The following is a 20,874-nucleotide window of genomic DNA, read 5'->3' as shown; positions in this document are numbered from 1 at the left end:
ATTTTTCTGCGTTAGGAAGTTCTCAGCTTTCCTTCCTTCTCTGTATAACCGGGTAAAATAACTCGTGTCCTTTTCTTTGCTTTTATAAAACATCCATTTATTGTTATTTAATATATCTTATTCATTTTATTTTTGCAAGTGTTTAAAAAAATTATTTATTTAATTTAAAAAAGTGAAACCAAATTTTTTTGGTTTCACTTCACAATTTTACCAATCTTGTGGTTCGTAATTTAAATCTGAAAATAGACGTCTTTTCTCTTTCTTCGATAAATCTCTCCACTGCCCAACTGGTAAATTATTCAATTCTATATTCATAATTCTCGTACGTTTTAACGTATATACTTGATAACCTAAAGCTTCACACATACGGCGAATTTGACGATTCAGCCCTTGTGTTAAAATAATTTGGAACTCATATTTTGATAACTGTGTAACCTCACAAGGAAGTGTTTTTGTACCTAAAATTTTAACTCCCGCTGCCATTTTCTCTAAGAAATCAGGTGTAATTGGCTTATCCACTGAAACGATATATTCTTTCTCATGCTTGTTTTCAGCACGTAAAATCTCATTAACGATATCGCCATCATTCGTTAACAAAATTAAACCGTCTGAGTCTTTATCGAGACGTCCAATATGACTAATACGTAAAGGGTGATTCACTAAATCAATAATATTACCTTTTACTGCTTTTTCACTTGTACATGTAATACCTACTGGTTTATTTAAAGCGATATACACATGGTCTCGAGCAATACGAAGTTGTTCTCCATTCACTCGTACATCATCACCTGGATTTACTTGGTCACCAATTTTTGCAACCTTACCGTTAATAATTACTCTTCTCTCATTAATTAATTTATCTGCTCCGCGTCGAGACGCTTTTCCAGCTTCACTAATAAATTTATTGATACGCAAGTTAGGCACATCCTTTTCATAAAAAATTTCAAGCTCACACTGCTTCTACCGTACAATACAAAAGGGTAAGCCTCCTATTTTAACTTAAATATATTAACATGAAAGGGTATATGACGTCTTCTATTAATTTCTTGTTTACAAGAAATTATCTTTATTATACATTCATTTATACACTTTTTCTGCACTTAATATACAAGCCATTCTTCCTTACATACAGCTTGTTTACTTCTTATCTCTTCTATATCTTCATGAATGTTAGCCAGTTTATACAACATGGGAAAACCCTCTTCCACATAATATTGATGCGCCATTTCATCTTCCCAATAAGTTAATACTATGTAACGAGTTTCATTTTTTAAAGACTTCGCAACTACTCCACCTAACATCCCTTTTGCATTCTCCATTCCTTTATTCCAAATTGTTTCTTGCTTATGTAAAAAATGATTTTCTTTTTCTCCCTTTACATCACATATGGCAACTCTTACGAATGATCCTTCTGTAACAACGTTTTGCAAAGGCTTATCATTTATATCATACAACGTTTGAAATAGTTCAATTTCACATGAAAGAAACGTATCTTTTTGATTACTATTTAAATAAATTGTATCGTGAGCACCGTTCATAAATGATTGATATGCACTTCTATCTTCCCATAAAGTAAATACACATGCCTCATCTTCATTCCATCCACCAAATTGCCCATGAAAACCATCTAAATGTTGTAAATCACCCCATTTTTCTTGAGCAGCCGAAAACATCTCCCTTTTCTTTTCTTCCACTCTGCAAAATATTGTTTTTAGTAACATTTCTAATCCCCCCTCATAATACAATCTCTCTTACAACAATCAGTTTACATAACAAAACTATGGTAACTAAAAACTTCTACTTTTGTACAAATAATCATTTTTTTGCACTATATCTATCAAACCATCTATCTGTTTTCATTTCAAATAATTCGGAATATAAAAAATGTAGCTCTATAGGAATTACATCGAAATCTTTTCTCCCTTGTATATCTATTGCTCAAATAAATAATACGTAATTTCTCTCGGATAATGTTATACATTTACCTTTCGTTCCACTTTTTTAAAACTAACTAGGCTGGCTCCCATCCACTTGCCTTTATAATAAGCATTACACTTATATATGTATAAACCTCTTCATTATCATCATTAACATGGATTGCTGACATTGGTACTGGAAATTTTTCAATTTTAGATTCTTTGTCTACATAAATGAGTGCAAATAAAGTGAAACTTTAATCATTTTGGGATTCTTCATCCCCCACCTAACTTCTTTGCTTTCGCTGCATTTTGAAGTGGGGGTCTTACTGCCCGTTAATGCGAGATACACCAATTAATAACATAGCCGTTACAATATTTAAAACTAGTTTTCTTTTATTCACTTTCACTAAAATTCCCCTTTCTTATATATTCCTTTCATCTTTTTACTAATTTTAATTAGTTACGTATAAAAAAGATGTAATTCAAATCACTTCTAACTTTATTTTCTCTATTTAAAACAACATTATTGTTATATATTATAATTATAAGTTTTTAAATTTTGGAGGCGTTACATATTGAAGAAAATTCTTTTTGCTAAATGGACAGTAGTTATTTCTATTTTCATCATTTTCGGTACGATTTTCTACGTAACTAATGGTAAAAATAAAAATGATAATGAAAAAGCAACTGTAGAAACAGTGGATACAAAAACTTTCAAAACTAAATTACAACCTAAAATTAAGGAATTGACTACTAATTATAATGACATTATCGAAAAAGATTGGTTGCCTGCCTGGGAAGAGATGAACACGAACGGAGATTCAGTGGATAGAAATAAACTATTAGCTACAATGAGTGCTGTTTCCAAACAGTATGAAACACTTATGAACGAAATAGACACGATAAAAATCGAAGAAAGCATAACGGATATACATATACAAAAACAACTAATCCAATTCACAACTCAGTTTAAATCCGCATCATATTACATGAAAAATGCAGCAGATTTAATTATTGATAAATACAATAATTCTACTCCGGCCAATGAAATAATTGAAAATACAAAACAGGCTTTAGGGCTTGCCGATCAACATATTGTCATCGCTTTATCTACTTTAAATGAAATTAAAGATAAATTAGGAATTTCTAAAAAATAAAACTGTTTACTATTTTAAAATAAAAAAAAGATTGCAATTCACAGTTTATCTGTCTATAATATTTTTATTGATTTACATTCAATGTGTATATTAATTTTATAATTCGGATGAACCATTCAGGAGAAGGTCAATTGATCTACCGACGGGGCAAAAAGTTGTAATACCAACTTTGAAACTCTCAGGTCTTGGTTACAAGTAGAACTGCATGGGGACGAATCTCTGGAGAGACTCCCTCTCGCTTTTAATAGCGCGGAGGAAAAAGAGCGCCGAAGGAGCAAATCCGCTATTTTAGCGGATAATCTCTCAGGTAAAAAGGACAGAGACAAGCGAAGGAAAATGCCGATTTGTATCGGTTTATTTTTCTATTCCTTGTTTCTCCAGAGACCATTTCATTTACTTGAAGTGGTTTTTATTTTTTCTAAAAAAGGAGAATAAAGATGGAGACAGTAAGTAAAGTATTAGAACAAATGAATCATTACGTGTGGGGATTGCCAACTTTGTTGCTACTCGTTGGTACTGGTATCATTCTCACAGTGCGTTTGAAAGGTTTACAGTTTAGTAAACTATTATACGCTCACAAAATAGCATTTAAAAAGTCAGAAGATACGTCATCTTCTGGAGATATTAGCCACTTCCAAGCACTCATGACAGCTATGGCCGCAACGATTGGTATGGGAAATATCGCCGGTGTTGCAACAGCTGTTACAATTGGTGGTCCTGGTGCAATTTTTTGGATGTGGATTACCGCTTTATTCGGAATGGCAACAAAGTATGCCGAAGCAATTCTAGCAGTGAAATACCGTGTTAGTAATGAAAATGGTGAATATTCAGGTGGACCAATGTATTATTTAGAGCGTGGCTTAGGTAAGAAATGGCTTGCTGTTTTATTCGCTATATTCGGTACAACTGCTTCTTTCGGGATCGGTAATATGGTGCAATCTAACTCAGTTGCAGAGGCAATGCGAATTAATTTCTCTTTCCCCCCTGCTTTAACTGGTATATTAATGTCATTTTTAATCGCTATTGTTATTTTAGGCGGTGTAAAAAAAATCGGGAAAGTAACGGGATTTATTGTTCCTATTAAAGCTTTCTTTTATATAATTGCTGGTCTTATTATTATTTTCTATCACTTTGATCAAATTCCAGAAGCATTTTCACTTATTTTTTCTGGTGCATTTCAAGGTACAGCAGCCGCAGGTGGTTTTATTGGAGCAACAGTCGCATCAGCTATTCAAATCGGAATGGCGCGCGGTGTATTTGCAAACGAAGCTGGTTTAGGTAGTGCTCCTATTGCGGCCGCTGCAGCAAAAACAGATTCACCTGCAAAACAAGCTTTAGTTTCTATGACTGGTACTTTTCTTGATACATTTATCGTCTGTACAATTACAGGACTTGTATTAATTACAACTGGAGCATGGAAATCAGGTAAAACCGGTGTTGAAGCTACAACACTTGCATTCCAATCTGTATTCGGCACCGCTGGTAGTATGATCCTTGGTATTGCCATAATTTTATTCGCCTACTCTACTATTTTAGGCTGGTCATATTACGGTGAGAAATGTGTCGCTTATTTATTTGGAGAAGGTGCTGTTCGATATTATAAAGCAATCTTTATCGTGATGATTGCGATTGGTGCCAATTTAAAACTTGGCATCGTATGGACATTTGCTGATATTGCAAATGGACTTATGGCAATTCCAAACTTAATTGGCCTAATCGGATTAAGTGGTATCGTTGTCGCTGAAACGAATCGTTTTTTACAAGCAGAGAAATTGAAAGAAAGCCATAAAAAACAGGCAAGTTAATCTGTTTTTAAAATAACTGTAGTTCAAATTTCACTATAAATATTAATTTTATATAGAATACAGCCCTACATTTTGAAAAAGAAATTGGTCAAAATGTAGGGCCTTTTATTTTATTAAAAAAGTTCCACTAAAGTAAATAAAAGAATATGTTTAGTACATTATATTCTATTAAGTAAACTTCATTTAAAATTATCAGTGTTGGTTACTCTAAAAATCATTAGCATCACACATAAATTATAGTGAAGTAATACTAAAATACAATGAACCTCAACATAAATATCTCGGTAAGAATCCCCTCTTTTTTTAAGCAGTATTATCAAAAAAACTTTAAAGTCCAGTTGATTATATATAAATCACAACTTAATAACCAGAAAATTATAAAAGGAAAACTATTGAAGATTATGTAATATAAAGGTAATCTATAGATAGACGATTCTAAGATGTTATTCGGAGAAAACTTCTTAGTTAAGTATGTTAACTTGTTTGCACTAAATTTTACAAATAAAGGGGTATTAAGAATCATGAAAGCAAAGAAATTAGTAAGTTTAGCATTACCAGTTATGTTATTAAGTGGTTGTATTACAATTGAAACTGATAGTAAGAAAGCGGAACCAAAGAAAGAAGAAACGCAAAAGATGGAGAAAGAGAGTAAGTCAACCGATAGTAAAAAAGATGATAGCTTATCTGCAGCGAATGGTAAAGATGCAAACAGTAACTCATCAAGTAGTAAACCAAGTTCTTCTTCTAACAATTCAAACTCATCTACTTCCTCTAGTTCATCAACTGCAAAGTTAAGTGGTTCAGAAGTTGAGAAATACAAGTCAGAAATAGTAGAAAATGCTACTAAAGTTGATGATGTTTTGAAATTAATAGAAAAGGTAGCAAGTTCAGATGTTAAGTCATATAGTCAAAAGAAAAGTGAAGTACAACTAAGTATAGGTGGAGCAAAAGCATATGTAACAAAGTTAAGAAACCTCCAAGCACCGCCTGAGTTAAAAGTAGAACAAGAAAATATAAAACAATCAATGGAACTTTATAATGAAGCATTTGCACTGCTTTTTGATGCAATAGAAGAACAAAACGAAAGTAAGATGAATCAGTCATTAACGAAAGCTAAAGATGGTTCAAAGCTTTTTGAGGAAGCAACAGATAGTATTTCTAGAAAAACACAGTAAGGCTGAAATCAAGGTAAATAGATACGGCTAATTTATTAACTAAGGATAAGGGGCATTTAATCATGAAAGCAAAGAAACTACTAGGATTAACCATACCAGTTATGTTGTTAATGAACGGTTGCATAAAAATAGAAGAGTCTAAACCTGCTAAGACAGAAGAGTCTAAAACCGCTAAGACGGATTCTGAAGTTAAGACTTCTAAAGAAGCTGACTCTAGTACTTCAAAGCAGTCAACTTCTGATGTGAAGAAAGTAAGAGTATTAGCAGACGACTATCCTATGTATTTAATTGATTTAGGAAATGAGTTTGATAGACTATTCAAAGAGTACAATAATATAGTTGGGGAAGCTAGCAAAGGCAATAAGACACGAAAAGACGTATTAGTTAGTGTCGAAAACATCTTTAAAGCAATTGATAAGTTTGAAGAAATCGACCCACCGAACAAGTATATAGATGCTCAAAAGGATATTGAGAAAGCAACCGCTAAGTACAGAAAAGCCTTTGAGGGAGTAGAACGTATTTTCTCACAAAACACAGAGAAAAATACTGGTGGTAAAACTGACAAAGAAGTAATTGAAAACGCTGAAAAGTTAGTTAAAGAAGGCGACAAATACTGGATTGAAGTATATAACAACATGAAAAACGAAGTAACGAAGGCGAACGGCGGCGGAATATCTGCAAGTGAGAAAACAGGAATAGACACTAATTCAGGTGTTAACGAAGCAAACGTTAAGAGTAAAGTAACAGACGGAACTGAGTTAATTGCTGACTGGGGACTTGAAACTTCTAGTGGTTTCCTAGTAACATTTATCATAAAAGGTGGAAATACTTTTGAGTTATATGCAGCAGGAACTTACCCAAACAAGGACAATGTAACGGAAGGAACATGGTCTTACGATAAAAACTCTATGACTTTTGAATTACATATAACGAAGCGAATGGACAACGGTAAAGAAGTCACTGTTTCTAAGAAAGACATACCTTATATTGTACAGAATTTCGATGGTAAGACCTTACAATTATTAAATACAGAAACAAATAACACAACAAGATATGTGAAACAAAGTTTCTAATAGACAAGAAATAGAGTCACTCCCTCTTAACCACTTAGATTTCTTTTATCAAGATGGATAAAACGTAACAACTATTTATAAATGGTATAACTTCATTTGGAAATCACAATTAATCTATGAAAAAAGGAATGACTCATGCATAATGAGCATTCCTTTTTTCGTTCTCTTACTCAACCAATATCATTTAAAATAAATTTATATCAATCTTCCCCCCTTTTTATTCCAATAAAAGTTTTTCACATAAATGTCATAAATCGTATGGTCTAACTATATAGTTGAAAAGGAATGCGACATTAAAGTGTCGCTGAAAAACTCATCCAAGAAAAGGGAGGAAAAATCTTTTGAAAAACAAATTCATTGTTTTCCTATCTGTTTTATCATTTATTATTGGTGGTTTCTTCTTTAACACGAATACTTCAAGTGCTGAAACATCATCTACTGATTACGTTCCTAACCAATTAATCGTTAAATTCAAGCAAAATGCATCTTTAAATAATGTGCAATCTTTTCATAAATCTGTCGGAGCTAATGTCTTATCTAAAGATGATAAGTTAGGTTTTGAAGTCGTTCAATTTTCAAAAGGTACTGTAAAAGAAAAAATAAAGAGTTATAAAAATAATCCAGATGTGGAATATGCAGAGCCGAATTATTACGTTCACGCCTTTTGGAATCCAAACGATCCATATTTTAAAAATCAATATGGATTACAAAAGATCCAAGCTCCACAAGCTTGGGATAGCCAACGAAGTGATCCTGGTGTAAAAGTAGCTATCATTGATACAGGAGTTCAAGGCTCACACCCTGATTTAGCTTCTAAAGTAATTTACGGACATGATTATGTTGATAACGACAATACATCTGATGATGGTAATGGTCATGGTACACATTGCGCTGGAATTACTGGAGCACTTACGAATAATAGTGTCGGAATTGCTGGTGTTGCCCCGCAGACTTCCATTTACGCTGTTCGCGTATTAGATAATCAAGGAAGCGGGACTCTTGATGCTGTAGCGCAAGGTATTCGAGAAGCTGCTGATTCGGGTGCAAAAGTAATTAGTTTAAGTTTAGGAGCTCCAAATGGTGGTACTGCATTACAACAAGCAGTTCAATATGCATGGAATAAAGGCTCTGTTATAGTTGCAGCTGCTGGAAATGCTGGAAATACAAAAGCTAATTACCCTGCTTATTACAGCGAAGTAATTGCAGTTGCTTCTACAGATCAATCAGATAGAAAATCTTCATTTTCTACTTATGGTAGCTGGGTAGATGTTGCAGCACCAGGTTCAAATATATATTCAACATATAAAGGGAGCACGTATCAATCATTAAGTGGTACATCTATGGCAACACCTCATGTTGCAGGAGTCGCTGCTCTTTTAGCAAATCAAGGATATAGCAATACACAAATCCGCCAAATTATTGAGTCAACTTCTGATAAAATTAGTGGTACAGGTACGTACTGGAAAAACGGTAGAGTCAATGCATATAAGGCTGTACAATACGCTAAGCAATTACAAGAAAATAAAGCTTCGTAAGAAATACAGTGAAACTTTAATTATTGGAGGCTTTGTACATCCCAAATGATTATTTTCCCACACTAATCGGTACTTTATAGGCAGTTCATGCAGGATAAAATAGAAGGAGAGACTTTTACAATTAAAGTCTCTCCTTCTTACAAACTATATTACTCCCCCTTTTTCTGAATCATATGTAAATACAGTACAAAATCCATCATTGTCGATGAATGACCAAGTTGACGGATCATTGCTGTTATATTTCCTCTATGATATGTACCATGATTTACGACGTGTTGCACTAATTCTAAAATTGAAGTATGTAGTGTCCCTGCATATGGATTCTTAATAACAAATTCAGCATGTACATCTTGTTGTGTACTTAGAAATTCTTTATACTGATTAGCTATATTTAAAAACATTTCTTCTAATTCATTTAGCGATTTTGTATCGATTTGTTTTTTTAACTTTTCACGATCTTGTATTGCTTCACTCATACTTCTGCCATGTAATATGTGTAACCACACTTGATCTGTAATATAAATATGCGCAAAAGTATCCTTAATGGATGGGAATACACTCTGTATCTGCTCATTCAAAATTGTCTCATAATTTGGTAACTCTTTTAATCGATTGAATAATCTAGTATTAGCCCAAGCATGGTAATCACACTGTTTTAATATATAATCTTTCAATTTATATTACCTCCTTATTGTATAAAACGAACGTTTTGCTCCTTCATTTCCGATTCTCTATCAGCTTTTACAATCCCTTTTTCTTCAATTTCATGTTTATTTATCGTTTTATATTTTACATACGTATAAAATTCCGTTTGAAATGGAAATGGTGTAATCCGAATTGTTTCCTCGTCCACCCATTCAGCTTGAATAAGTTTCTCCTCTTTACTATTAAACATTTCTGTTCCTTCAAAACCATCTTTAAATAAATCAACTTCATCTTTCTTTTTGACACCAGGCTTATTCATACATACGTATAAAGAAAGTTCATCACAAAACTTTAATAATCTATAATGTTTATCGAACATCGCAAACTGTTCCTGTGTTAACGTTTTCAAAATTCTTTTTTGTCGTTCTAATTCATGTTTATAAAAAGAAAGCATCTCTTCATCTTCCTCATTTAACGGGAATGATAAAAAGTGTTTACTACACAGTAATGCCCCGTATGGATTAGAATCTTCAATTTCATTCAAACCAATCGTATAAAAAACAAAACGTAATGGGCTTGGACAATCCATAAATGTATACGGAATATTTTTAGCATCATTCAAAATTGGTACTTTATCAAGTTCTATCCATCCTCTATCATGTTCATATATTGCATCAATTGTCTCTTTTAAGTATGTTGTATCTTCAAAAAAACATTCTTTTATATGCCTAGCAATCTCTCCAGCCAAAAAACCATGATCATGTTGACGAATTAATATACTCTCTTTCTCACTCTTTTCACGAAAAATCATACGTATATTCCCCCTCATCCTCATACTATTGCTTTTTGTATGCATCAATTCTTAATTAATCCCCAATTATTAGCAGGGATTCAGTCTCTTGCAACGAAATTAACATAACTATATAGTATTCTTTCCAACCATAAAACTAGCTTTATCTTTACTATCCATTATACTAAAACATTCATTCTAAAAAAATTTTTATGAGGTGAAAACATGAATAAAACAGAATTAATTAAAAATGTGGCACAAACAGCTGATATTTCTCAAAAGGATGCTTCTGCAGCTGTACAATCCGTATTTGACACAATTGCTAACGCATTACAATCTGGCGATAAAGTTCAATTAATCGGTTTTGGAACGTTTGAAGTGCGTGAAAGATCTGCTCGTACAGGGCGTAACCCACAAACTGGGGAAGAAATTCAAATTGCGGCTGGTAAAGTTCCAGCATTTAAAGCAGGTAAAGAATTAAAAGAAGCTGTTAAATAAACAAGAAACCAGCCATTTTATAGGCTGGTTTCTTGTTTATTTCTTATTTAAGCAATTCCTTTATATTTTCTGCATGATACACTTCACAAATATAAAATACACATTTGCAGTTACTTACAATTTGATATTTTCTAGTTGGATACACATTCGCCGCAACTGAACATCCATCAAACAATTCGATAATATTTCCAGATGGCTGATATCCTTTATATAATACGTTTCTTCTTACTTCCATTTTTTCTATCAGGTTTTCAACAGGAATAGTTCCACTTTCTAATTCACTTTTTATTGTATCCGGTAAAAAAGAAGTATCCGCAAAAATTAGATTTTCAGATAACAGCTTACCTTTATAACTAACATTAGATACACGATAAAGAAATGTTCCGTTTTTATCAAAGAAATTTTTTGCTTCTTTCGGAATGTACTGCCTATCTATTACCTCTTGTTCTAGAACATCAAATTGAACTGTATCATTCAAAAGCTTTTCTAAAGCAAGAATAGATGATGTATCTCCAGAAAATAAAATATTTTTAATTGCTTGTACATTATAAGTGAATTCATTTGTTCTACTTTCCGCCACTAACATGTGGAACACCTCTTCTATAAAATATTTTATTAAACTTATTTATAATTTAATAGCGCTACCGCGTCTAACTGCGTAATTTCAGTTACTTCTTTACTAAATATTGCAATGGAAGCCATATAATCTAAACTAGGCCTTACATCTTCCATCCTTGTATTTTCTGCTAACTCTTGTCTATCCCTAAAAACCAACAATTTAGGAGGATCATTTGGAGCTGATACAGTAATTTCAACTGGTGGAATCAATAGCCCTTCACCTGTCGCTTTCAGCACAGCTTCTTTTCGAGTCCAATACGTTAAAAATCCTTCTAATCGCTGTTCATTAGGTAATTTCATAACTTGTGCTATTTCAATATCTGTTAATACGCCCTCTGCCATTTTCATCACATCTACATTTGGATTCATTTGTTCAACATCAACACCGACAGATGCAGATTTTGTAAATGCAACGACAACCCACTCACCCGAATGTGAAACTGATAATTGTGGCATACCTTCTGGTAATTGCGGCCTACCATGTTGTAACTTACATACTGGGCACAATCGATCAATCGGCACTTGAACTGGCGACATAGAAAGTATCTTTCCAAGAACTAACCTACTAATTACGCAACCTATTATAAAACGTGCACGATCTGCCGAATGATGATATGAATTTGCTTTCTCTTGCTCTACATCATTTAGTAAATTGTAATGCCATGATTGTAAATCTGAAATTCTTGCCCACCATATTTGACAATCATTCTCATTCAAAGTTGGTATAGAATCTACAACTTTACTTTCTATCATGTAAAATCTCCTTTTTACTACTAATATCAATTTCAATTAAAGTAGCATACATATATTGCTATTCATTGACGAGTTCTTTCTCTTTTTGTGATACTGATAACATTTTTTCTTTCTTCTTTGACATTACCTCTTTATCAGAAATACGTAAAGAAAATAGTAATGCTATAAGTAAAAATAGTGCTGATCCAATTAATGCCGCTTGATATGGCAAGAAATCTGATTGTGCGTTATTCTGTACGTTATTACTTCCAAAACCAGACAGTATACTAGCTAAAACAGCAACTCCTATTGCAGATCCTAATCGGTTTTGCACATTGAATATAGTAGTTGCTCTCCCCATAGAATGTGGTGTGATATTGTTAAAAGCAGAAAATTGAACTGCACCGACAGACTGCCCTAAGAAAATACCTATGCCAAACAATAATGCCCGTATTTGCCATGGATTCGTATCATGATTTACAAAACTTAATAATACAAATATAACCGCGGTACTTATTAGTCCAATAGAGATTACCTTTCGAGCACCTAATTTCTTATACGTCCATGGTACAATTTGCGAAGAAATCATTAATCCAATCGCCTCTGGGAATGTCGTAAGACCTGATTCCAGCGCAGAAACTCCGATTACATTTTGATACATAAGCGGAAAAACAAATAGCATTCCAAGTAAACCAGCAGATGAAAACAAGGATATGAGACTCATTTTTCTAAAAACGGGTTCTTTTAATAAGCGTAAATCTAACATCGGTTGCTTTACTTTCAATTCTACTATTATAAACAGTGAAATGAATACAATCCCAGCTATCCCAGTACTTATTATTTCTGGAGAAATCCATCCTTTTGACGGCCCTTGACTGAGTGCATAGATGAGCATCGCAAAACCTGGTGCTGAAAGAACAAAACCGAGAGAATCAAAACGACCAGCTGATTTTTCAATATGCTCTGCTAAAAATAGAAGTCCAAATAGCAATGCAACGATTCCAAACGGTAGATTAATATAAAATGCCCAACGCCAAGACATTTGATCTACAAAGAAACCACCGATGATAGGACCAATTGCTGGTGCTACAGCAATTGGGAGTACAATGAACCGAGAAATCTTCGGTCTTTCCTCTGGTGAAAATGTTCGAAATAACATCGCCATTCCGACCGGTGTTAAAAGCCCTCCACCAGCACCTTGAATGATACGGAAAATATTCAATAAAGTAATATCGTTAGCCATTCCGCATAAAGCAGAGGCAATTGTAAATACGAAAAGAGCAGTTAAAAATACTCTTTTCGTACCAAATCGATCTCCTAACCAACCAGAAATCGGAAGGAAAACAGCTAAACTAACTAAATACCCAACATTTACTGTCCCCATTGCAGATGGGGGTACTTGCAGTTCTTTGCTTATCGTTTGCAATGCTACATTCACAATTGTTGCATCCATCGCAGCCATAAACATCGCTGTTATATACACGATGCTTATAACTACTTTTGGATTTATTTTTACTTTCATTATTGTTTTCCTACTAATATTTTTTCGCTAATTTGATTTTTTTTTGGCTCTAAATCATTCCAGTTTACTTCAACGTATTCTAAGCAAACTTGCCTGCTAGCTTCTTCATGTACGACATTCCATCCAATTGGTACATCGAGAAAGGCAGGCCAGAGAGAATACTGGCCCTCCTCATTCATTAATACTTTATATGTGTAATTATCATTTTCAAATGGATTCGTCATACTCTATTTACCCCTTTCTTATTCTGTAAATATTTCGCAAGTACTTGCCCAATTTCTGTAAGCGGCCCTGGCTGACATAAATCTTTATGTCTACAATCAATATCATGTTGCACGATATCTCCATCTAAATAATTTAGCCATGTATTTGGAGAAATGGGATCAAACCAGTCTGGTATAACAGTAGACCTAAAGAATAAAATATCCCCGTTATAAACTTTCGGTACGTACTTCCCTAACAACCCTACCGAATTTACATATGTTTCTTTCAAGTTTAAAATAGTCTCTTCTTCAAGACTCGCTAATGCACTTCCATCTTTGCGAAGTATTGCAATCGCACTTTCCATAGTCAGTGGTTTACCATCCATGTTATCTGGATCATATCCCCCTAAAGCAAGTAATGCGATTAACGCTTCCTCTTCAGTAGGCGCTTCCGTATTCGGTAAGAAGTGACCAGGATAAGAATCAAGCATAACGAGTAATTCTACTTCTTCCCCTTCATTTTGTAGTTGCGCCGCCATTGCATGAACAACATTACCTCCAAGTGACCAACCGAGTAAACGATACGGTCCGTGAGGCTGTACTTCACGAACATGTTTCAAGTAATCCGCCGCCATCTCCTCTAAACTTTTTGGAAGTTCTTCATTTTCAGCGATACCACGTGCTTGTACACCATAGATTGGATAATCTGTTCCTAAAGATTTCATAAGTCCTGCATAGCACCAACTTAATCCACCTGCTGGATGTACACAAAATAGTGGTAATTGATCCCCGCTTGCTCGTAATGGAAGCAACACATCAAGTGCACTTTGACCATTCCCCATTTCAAGCCTTTCAGCAAGCCCCGCAACAGTAGGTGCTGCAAATAAAGTTCCAATATTCAGTTCAACGCCAAGTGCCTCTTTCATGCGACTCATAAGCTGCACTGCAAGAAGTGAATGACCACCAAGATCAAAGAATCCATCTTCAATTCCAATTTGAGACACACTTAAAACTTCTGTAAACAAGTCACATAACATTTCTTCTTGCGGTGTTCTCGGTCCGCGGCTAGATGATGATGCAATAAACTCTGGAGCTGGCAATGCCTTTCTATCTAATTTACCGTTTGGAGTTAAAGGTAACTCGTTTACTACTACAAAAGCGTATGGAACCATATAATCTGGCAAACTACCTCCAGCATGCTGACGCATTTCATTCGTATCAATCGTTTCATTATTTGATGCGACGATATAAGCAACTAATCGTTTATCCCCAGGTTGATCCTCCCGGACAATAACGGCTACTTGTTCAACTTTATCGTGTTTCATTATGACCGCTTCTATTTCCCCTAATTCAATTCGGAATCCACGAATTTTAATTTGATGATCTGCACGTCCTATATAATCTAACGTCCCATCTTGACGCCAGCGCGCTAAGTCTCCTGTGCGATACATTCTTGTACCAGGTTTACCAAATGGATCTGCGATAAAACGTTCAGCCGTTAATGCTGCTCTTCCTAAATATCCACGAGCTAGTCCAGCACCTGCAACATACATTTCCCCAACTACTCCTGGTGGCACTGGTTGTAAATAGGTATCTAATACGTATACTTTAAGATCTGGTATACTGCACCCGATTAAACTATTTGCTCGTAAAGAAACGATACTCTCATCTAACTCAATATAACTAACATGTACCGTCGTCTCCGTTATACCGTACATATTAATAAGTTTCGGTGCGTTATGAGGATGACGACTATACCAATCTTCTAATCGACTTAGTTCAAGTGCTTCTCCACCAAAAACAACATATCGTAAAGATAGTTTTTGACCAACCTCTTCATTTTCACGATCTGCTTGCATCAATTGATAGAACGCTGATGGAGTTTGGTTTAAAACAGTAACCTTTTCCTTAACAAGCAGCTGTAAAAATTCTTTCGGCGAGCGACTTACAGTATGTGGTACTACAACTAAACGCCCTCCATATAATAAAGGTCCCCAAATTTCCCAAACCGAGAAATCAAAAGCGTATGAATGGAACATCGTCCACACATCGTCTGCGTCAAATTGGAACCAATGATCGGTTGCTCCTAAAAGTCTTACTACATTTTGATGAGGTATCATAACTCCTTTCGGTCTACCTGTTGAGCCTGACGTATAAATAACGTAAGCAATATGTGAAGGAGATAACGGCTTCAGGCGCTCCATTTCATCAATATTGTCCTCACTATATTTTTCAATTTCTTCTATTACGTTCACATCATCAACTAAAATCTTTAGTGCCTCATCACATTCAATTTCTACACTTGCATTTGTTAATACACATGATGGTTTCGCATCGTGTAGCATAAATGAAATACGATCTGACGGATAATCCGGATCTAACGGAAGGTATCCGGCACCTGCTTTAAGAACAGCAAGTAAGCTTACAACCATATTTAAAGATCTCGGCATCGCTAAAGCAACGAGTTGATCCGGCCCGATTCCTTTTGCTATTAACGAACGAGCTATTTTATTCGCTTTTCTATTTAACTCTTCATACGTTAGCTTTTCATCTTCAAAGACAACAGCAATAGAATTTGGATTTACATGAGCCTGCTTTTCAAATAATTGTGGCAATGTCATTTCTGGTGCAATTTGAAAACCACCATTCCACTTTTCTAATACTGTATTTTTCTCTGCAACAGTTAATATTTCTAATCTGCCAATTGATTGATCCGGATTTGTAGCTGCATCATCTAATAACAAAATGAATCGTTCTATTAGTTTTTGAACCGTTTCACGTTTATATAAATCGGTACTAAACTCTAGTAATCCATGTAAACCGTTCGGAGTACCATCAACCTCATTACTCTCACTAATTTCAAATGTTAAATCAAATTTTGCAGAACCAACGCTTTGAATTTCAAGGCTCGCTTCTAAATCTGGTGCATTAAACGTTGCTTCTGGTGTATTTTGAAAAGCTAACATAACTTGAAACAACGGGTGGCTGTTTCGAGTACGTACTGGATTTAACACTTCAACAAGCCTTTCAAATGGAACATCTTGATTTTCATAAGCTGCAAGATTTACCTGCTTCACTCTATTTAATAATTCTTTAAAACTTGGATCTCCTGACGTATTTGTACGTAACACTAATGTATTTACAAATAAACCAACAATATCTGAAAGTACATCATCATTTCTTCCAGCAATCGGACTTCCAATTGGTATATCAGTGCCTGCACCTAATCTTGTAAATAGTGCACTAAGCCCTGCTTGCAATACCATAAACAAACTAACTCCATTTTTACGTGCAAGCTCTACTAACCTACTATGCATACCTTCATCTATATGAAAATGAATTGTTTCCCCGCGGTAACTCGTCTCAATTGGACGCTGGAAATCTGTAGGTAACTCCATTTGGTCTGGTAAACCTTTAAGTTCTTCTTTCCAAAAATCTAATTGTGTTGAAATAAGACTCTCTGGTGTCGTTTCATCACCTAGCAATTGCTGTTGCCAAAGTGCATAATCTGCGTATTGAACTGGTAGTGTCTCCAGCTGAACTCTGTCACCTTGACATCGTGCTTTATACGCCGCTGTAAAATCTCTCGTTAGCGGCTGTAATGACCAGCCATCACCTACAATATGATGTAATAGAATTAATAATACATGTTCGTTTTCACTCACTGTAAAAAGTTGCAAACGAACTGCCGGCTCAAAATCGAGGTTAAAGCTATATCTTACCGCCTGTGAAAGTACACTTTCTAATTCATCTTTACATGTATTAGTTATAACCATTTCTAGATTTAAGTTTTCCATATCTAAAATTTTCTGATAGGAACTACCTAATACGTTAGGGAAAATTGTTCTAAGTGTTTCATGTTTCTCAACTACATCGTAAAAAGCACCTTGTAATGCTTCCCGATTCAATATTCCATTCATACGAATGACTAGCGGAATATTATAAGTAGGACTTGGACCTTCTAAACAATTTAAGAACCATAACCTGCGCTGTGCAAATGAAAGTGGAACTTCATTTGGCCTACTTGCTTTCTGAATAGCTGGTCTTGCATTTTTTGCATAGTTTAATTGTTTCGCCAGTTCGGCAACAGTTGGTGATTCAAATAGTTTCCCGATTCCTAATTCCACACTTAACGTTTCACGAATTCTTGCCATTAAACGAGATGCGAGAAGTGAATGTCCACCCATTTCAAAGAAATTATCATCAATGCTAATTCGAGAAACACCAAGTACTTCTGCAAATAAATCACATAATATTTCTTCTTTCGGATTTCTAGCAACTCTCTCATTGTTCATTCCATTAAAATCAGGAGCAGGTAATTTCTTTCTGTCAACCTTACCATTTGGCGTTAATGGTAATTCTTCTAGCACAACAAATGCCGATGGTATCATATAATTCGCTAAACTTTCTGAAACATAAGAACGAATTTCTGAAAGATTAATCAGTTCCTTTTCTTCTGCAACGATATACGCAATGATGCGTTTATCAATTGGACGATCTTCTCGTACCATTACTACCGCTTGTTGAATATTTTCATGTCGTTGTAATACCGTTTCAATTTCAGCTAATTCAATTCGGAATCCACGAATTTTAATTTGATGATCTGCGCGACTAATGTACTCTAACGCACCATCACTACGCCATTTCACAAGATCTCCTGTACGGTACATGCGCTTCCCTGATTCTCCATAAGGATTTGCAACAAACCGTTCAGCTGTTAACTCAGGTTTTCCTAAATATCCGCTTGCAAGTCCCTCCCCTGCAATATATAATTCCCCAATAACTCCAGGTGGAACTGGTTGTAACCCTGCATCCAATACATACACTTCTGTATTGGAAATTGGCTTTCCAATAGGAGGTATACCCTTTTCACCTTCATCAATGTTCATGAAAGTAGACCAAATCGTCGTTTCAGTTGGTCCATATAAATTAGTTATTGAGCAACCTAATTCTTTTAATTTATTTGCTAAATGCGCTGGAAGAGCTTCACCACCAACAAGTATATTTAGCCCTTGTAGCTTCTCTGGATAATCAGTTACTAACGCCTGCCAAAGCGTCGGTGTAGCCTGCATAATTGTCACTCTTTCTTCTTGTAAAAGTGTCGTTAATGCTGATGACTCTTGTATGTCTTCTTTTTGCGCAATTGTTAAACTTGCACCACTAATAAGAGGTAAATAAATTTCTAGAGCAGAAATATCAAACGCAAACGTTGTAACTGCTAATAAATGATCATTTTCATTTAATGAAAACTTTTGTTGCATAGCCATTAAAAAGTTACTTAAACCTCTCATAGGAACAATTACACCTTTTGGGTTTCCTGTTGAGCCTGAAGTATATATTGTATAGGCTGGGTTTAAACGTGATACATCATTCTTACATGCTATATTCATACAAGAATATGTATGTAACGCTAGTTTCGTTTCTTCTTCATCTAATACAACTTTTTTCATATCATTTTCTATAACTAACTTAGATGAAACAGATGAATGTGTTATGATACAAACTGGGTTTGCATCATTTACTATATAATTAACTCTTTCTGCTGGGTATTCTGGATCTATTGGTAAATATGCTGCACCAGCTTTTAAGACCGCTAGCATACTAACCACCATTTCTATTGATCTAGGAAATACTAAAGCTACAAACTGGTTTGGTCGTATGCCTTCTTCTACTAAATAATGTGCTAGTTCATTCGCTCGTTCATTTAGCTCTTTATACGTAAGGTTTACACCGTCACAAGTAATCGCTAGTTTATTTGGATTTTTTTGCCCTTGTTTTTCAAATGATATAGGTAGACTGATTAACTCATCATCTTCCTTCGTTTCATTCCATTCCAATAAAACTTTATGCTTTTCTTCAGGCAGAGTAATGTTTATTTTTCCAATAGACTCGTTTTTCTCATAATTATTTATTACTAATTCAAATAGATTCATAAATCTTTCTTTATGCAATGCTAGCTCCGCGCCATTATATACTTCGGGATTCGCATCAAAATGAATCATTAACTCCTTTTGATCAAAACGTTTATATACATTTATCGATAAATCATCTACAGGTCCTGCTGATAAGTTATGCGTAATACCACGCTTCCCAGCAAAATTAAGCCCGTAATCAAATGGCATAACATTCACTAACGGTCCAAACAACCTTTGATTTTCACCTAGTAACTTTAAGTCTCTTCTTAATTCCTCATGACGGTATTTATGATGGCGACGTACATCTCGGATTTCTTTAGAAACTTGTTGCAATAATTCCGCAAGAGTTATATTTGGAGTTACTGTAATACGAAGCGGAACTAAATTCATTACCATACTAGGTGTATGAATAGATACAGAACCTAGACGTCCCATCATCGGTAAACCTAAAACAATATCATTTTCACCTGTTAATTTATGCATATAAATACTTGTTACAGCGACAATGAATTCCGGCCAACTTGTTAACGAAATATTGATTTCTTCTAGTAAAGTTTTCGTGCTAGAACTAGATAAATAAGCTGTTTCTCGTGAAAATCCATTTGATGTTCTCGGTGCTCGTTCTGCCAAACTTACAACTTCTGGTTCATCCGCAAATTTTTCTAACCAAAAAGTACGATCTTCCTGAAATTGTTTAGACTCACGATACTCAATATCTTCTTGCACAACTTTTGCAAGAGAACCAAATGGCTTTTCATTCTTGTTTGTTTCTTCTATAAGTGATGTATACTCATTCGCTACCTTTTGGCTAAGAAGTGAAAATCCATAGCCATCCATCACAATGTGATGGATGCGCTGATACCAAAAGAAACGATTATTTTCAACTTGAATAAGTGCTTCAGTAAATAAAGTATCTTTTTTCAAATCGACTGGCATAGATAAATCATTTTTCATCCATACTTTAGCAGCTTCTTCAGGATGTTCTTCTTTACGAACGTCAATAAAATGCATATGAAACTGTGATTCTTCAATAACTTGCCATGGGCCAATTTCATCCTCTTCGAAGCGAACATGAAGTGCTTCTGCTTCCATTACGACTTTACGTACAGCTAATTCAAAAATGTCTTGATGAATATTCCCGTTTATTTCTACATATTCCCCAGTATTATATATCGGATTAAGCGGATCTAATTGTTGCGCAAACCACATACCAGACTGCGCAGATGATAACGAATGACGAATCTTTTGACTGTTAGGCATTCTTTACTACCCCTTTATTATGTAGTC

At 34.8% G+C, this 20,874-nt stretch carries 15 protein-coding genes and 1 riboswitch; of the genes, 6 read left to right on the top strand and 9 right to left on the bottom strand.

Annotation, left to right across the window (positions count from 1 at the left end):
• Positions 1 to 207: 207 nt before the first annotated feature.
• Both rluF and JDS92_RS19190 read right to left on the bottom strand, forming a co-directional pair.
• Complete coding sequence (rluF, locus tag JDS92_RS19195; RefSeq protein WP_001222161.1) at positions 208 to 915, bottom strand: 23S rRNA pseudouridine(2604) synthase RluF; 708 nt, start codon at positions 913 to 915, stop codon at positions 208 to 210.
• A 185-nt stretch (positions 916 to 1,100) separates the two neighbouring features.
• Entirely contained in the window at positions 1,101 to 1,721 is a 621-nt protein-coding gene (locus JDS92_RS19190; protein WP_199632338.1) for a DUF4937 domain-containing protein, read from the bottom strand.
• Positions 1,722 to 2,494: 773 nt separating this feature from the next.
• Here JDS92_RS19190 and JDS92_RS19185 point away from each other — a divergent pair.
• The 5 genes from JDS92_RS19185 to JDS92_RS19165 all read left to right on the top strand — a co-directional run bounded on the left by JDS92_RS19185 (position 2,495) and on the right by JDS92_RS19165 (position 8,664).
• A complete protein-coding gene (locus JDS92_RS19185; RefSeq protein ID WP_199632337.1) occupies positions 2,495 to 3,076 on the top strand; it encodes a hypothetical protein in 582 nt (193 codons plus the stop codon).
• Between the two features lie 209 nt (positions 3,077 to 3,285).
• A riboswitch (glycine riboswitch) is annotated at positions 3,286 to 3,406 on the top strand.
• 107 nt (positions 3,407 to 3,513) lie between these two features.
• A complete protein-coding gene (locus tag JDS92_RS19180) occupies positions 3,514 to 4,881 on the top strand; it encodes an alanine/glycine:cation symporter family protein (protein WP_000451043.1) in 1,368 nt (455 codons plus the stop codon).
• Positions 4,882 to 5,402: 521 nt separating this feature from the next.
• Positions 5,403 to 6,056 carry a DUF7018 domain-containing (lipo)protein gene (locus tag JDS92_RS19175; protein ID WP_392388334.1) on the top strand — a complete coding sequence of 218 codons (654 nt, stop codon included), beginning with the start codon at positions 5,403 to 5,405 and terminating at the stop codon, positions 6,054 to 6,056.
• A gap of 62 nt (positions 6,057 to 6,118) precedes the next feature.
• Positions 6,119 to 7,129 (top strand): DUF3994 domain-containing protein, encoded by a 1,011-nt coding sequence (locus tag JDS92_RS19170; RefSeq protein WP_098711642.1) that lies wholly within the window; start codon positions 6,119 to 6,121, stop codon positions 7,127 to 7,129.
• Between the two features lie 341 nt (positions 7,130 to 7,470).
• Complete coding sequence (locus JDS92_RS19165; RefSeq protein WP_000790784.1) at positions 7,471 to 8,664, top strand: S8 family peptidase; 1,194 nt, start codon at positions 7,471 to 7,473, stop codon at positions 8,662 to 8,664.
• Positions 8,665 to 8,813: 149 nt separating this feature from the next.
• On the opposite strand, the gene JDS92_RS19160 is transcribed toward JDS92_RS19165, so the two are convergent.
• Both JDS92_RS19160 and JDS92_RS19155 read right to left on the bottom strand, forming a co-directional pair.
• Entirely contained in the window at positions 8,814 to 9,338 is a 525-nt protein-coding gene (locus JDS92_RS19160) for a DinB family protein (protein ID WP_199632336.1), read from the bottom strand.
• Between the two features lie 14 nt (positions 9,339 to 9,352).
• Positions 9,353 to 10,120 (bottom strand): DUF3891 family protein, encoded by a 768-nt coding sequence (locus JDS92_RS19155; protein WP_199632335.1) that lies wholly within the window; start codon positions 10,118 to 10,120, stop codon positions 9,353 to 9,355.
• Positions 10,121 to 10,324: 204 nt separating this feature from the next.
• Here JDS92_RS19155 and JDS92_RS19150 point away from each other — a divergent pair, with 204 nt between their 5' ends.
• On the top strand, positions 10,325 to 10,597 hold the full coding sequence (locus tag JDS92_RS19150; protein ID WP_001043908.1) for an HU family DNA-binding protein: 273 nt from the start codon (positions 10,325 to 10,327) through the stop codon (positions 10,595 to 10,597).
• Between the two features lie 43 nt (positions 10,598 to 10,640).
• Here the strand turns inward: JDS92_RS19150 and JDS92_RS19145 are convergent, their stop codons facing one another.
• Genes JDS92_RS19145 through JDS92_RS19125 form a run of 5 tightly spaced genes read right to left on the bottom strand, consistent with a single transcriptional unit; the run spans position 10,641 to position 20,847 of the window.
• Positions 10,641 to 11,183, bottom strand: coding sequence for a cold-shock protein (locus tag JDS92_RS19145; RefSeq protein WP_097956749.1), 543 nt, complete (start codon positions 11,181 to 11,183; stop codon positions 10,641 to 10,643).
• A 35-nt stretch (positions 11,184 to 11,218) separates the two neighbouring features.
• Positions 11,219 to 11,968, bottom strand: a complete 750-nt coding sequence (gene sfp, locus JDS92_RS19140; protein ID WP_000573008.1) for a 4'-phosphopantetheinyl transferase Sfp — start codon at positions 11,966 to 11,968, stop codon at positions 11,219 to 11,221.
• 58 nt (positions 11,969 to 12,026) lie between these two features.
• The gene (locus JDS92_RS19135) at positions 12,027 to 13,469 is read right to left on the bottom strand and encodes an MDR family MFS transporter (RefSeq protein ID WP_199632334.1); all 1,443 of its coding nucleotides are present in this window, start codon (positions 13,467 to 13,469) and stop codon (positions 12,027 to 12,029) included.
• Positions 13,469 to 13,693 carry an MbtH family protein gene (locus tag JDS92_RS19130; protein WP_000184075.1) on the bottom strand — a complete coding sequence of 75 codons (225 nt, stop codon included), beginning with the start codon at positions 13,691 to 13,693 and terminating at the stop codon, positions 13,469 to 13,471. Before JDS92_RS19130 ends, JDS92_RS19135 begins: the two co-directional genes overlap by 1 nt.
• Positions 13,690 to 20,847, bottom strand: coding sequence for an amino acid adenylation domain-containing protein (locus JDS92_RS19125; RefSeq protein ID WP_199632333.1), 7,158 nt, complete (start codon positions 20,845 to 20,847; stop codon positions 13,690 to 13,692). The genes JDS92_RS19130 and JDS92_RS19125 overlap by 4 nt, the downstream gene beginning before the upstream one ends.
• Positions 20,848 to 20,874: the final 27 nt, after the last annotated feature.

The sequence above is a fragment of the Bacillus cereus group sp. N12 genome (genome assembly GCF_016483575.1).
In the GTDB taxonomy this organism is placed as follows: Bacteria; Bacillota; Bacilli; order Bacillales; family Bacillaceae_G; genus Bacillus_A; species Bacillus_A toyonensis.
The sequence above is the reverse complement of the archived record's forward strand: the minus strand, read 5'-3'. Positions and strand labels throughout refer to the sequence as shown.

Coding starts and splice junctions, on each gene's coding strand:
- JDS92_RS19145 (WP_097956749.1), bottom strand. CDS start 11,183: ATGTTAGTGGCGGAAAGTAGAACAAATGAATTCACTTATAATGTACAA.
- JDS92_RS19170 (WP_098711642.1), top strand. CDS start 6,119: ATGAAAGCAAAGAAACTACTAGGATTAACCATACCAGTTATGTTGTTA.
- JDS92_RS19125 (WP_199632333.1), bottom strand. CDS start 20,847: ATGCCTAACAGTCAAAAGATTCGTCATTCGTTATCATCTGCGCAGTCT.
- JDS92_RS19180 (WP_000451043.1), top strand. CDS start 3,514: ATGGAGACAGTAAGTAAAGTATTAGAACAAATGAATCATTACGTGTGG.
- JDS92_RS19190 (WP_199632338.1), bottom strand. CDS start 1,721: ATGTTACTAAAAACAATATTTTGCAGAGTGGAAGAAAAGAAAAGGGAG.
- JDS92_RS19150 (WP_001043908.1), top strand. CDS start 10,325: ATGAATAAAACAGAATTAATTAAAAATGTGGCACAAACAGCTGATATT.
- JDS92_RS19155 (WP_199632335.1), bottom strand. CDS start 10,120: ATGATTTTTCGTGAAAAGAGTGAGAAAGAGAGTATATTAATTCGTCAA.
- JDS92_RS19175 (WP_392388334.1), top strand. CDS start 5,403: ATGAAAGCAAAGAAATTAGTAAGTTTAGCATTACCAGTTATGTTATTA.
- JDS92_RS19130 (WP_000184075.1), bottom strand. CDS start 13,693: ATGACGAATCCATTTGAAAATGATAATTACACATATAAAGTATTAATG.
- JDS92_RS19135 (WP_199632334.1), bottom strand. CDS start 13,469: ATGAAAGTAAAAATAAATCCAAAAGTAGTTATAAGCATCGTGTATATA.
- sfp (WP_000573008.1), bottom strand. CDS start 11,968: ATGATAGAAAGTAAAGTTGTAGATTCTATACCAACTTTGAATGAGAAT.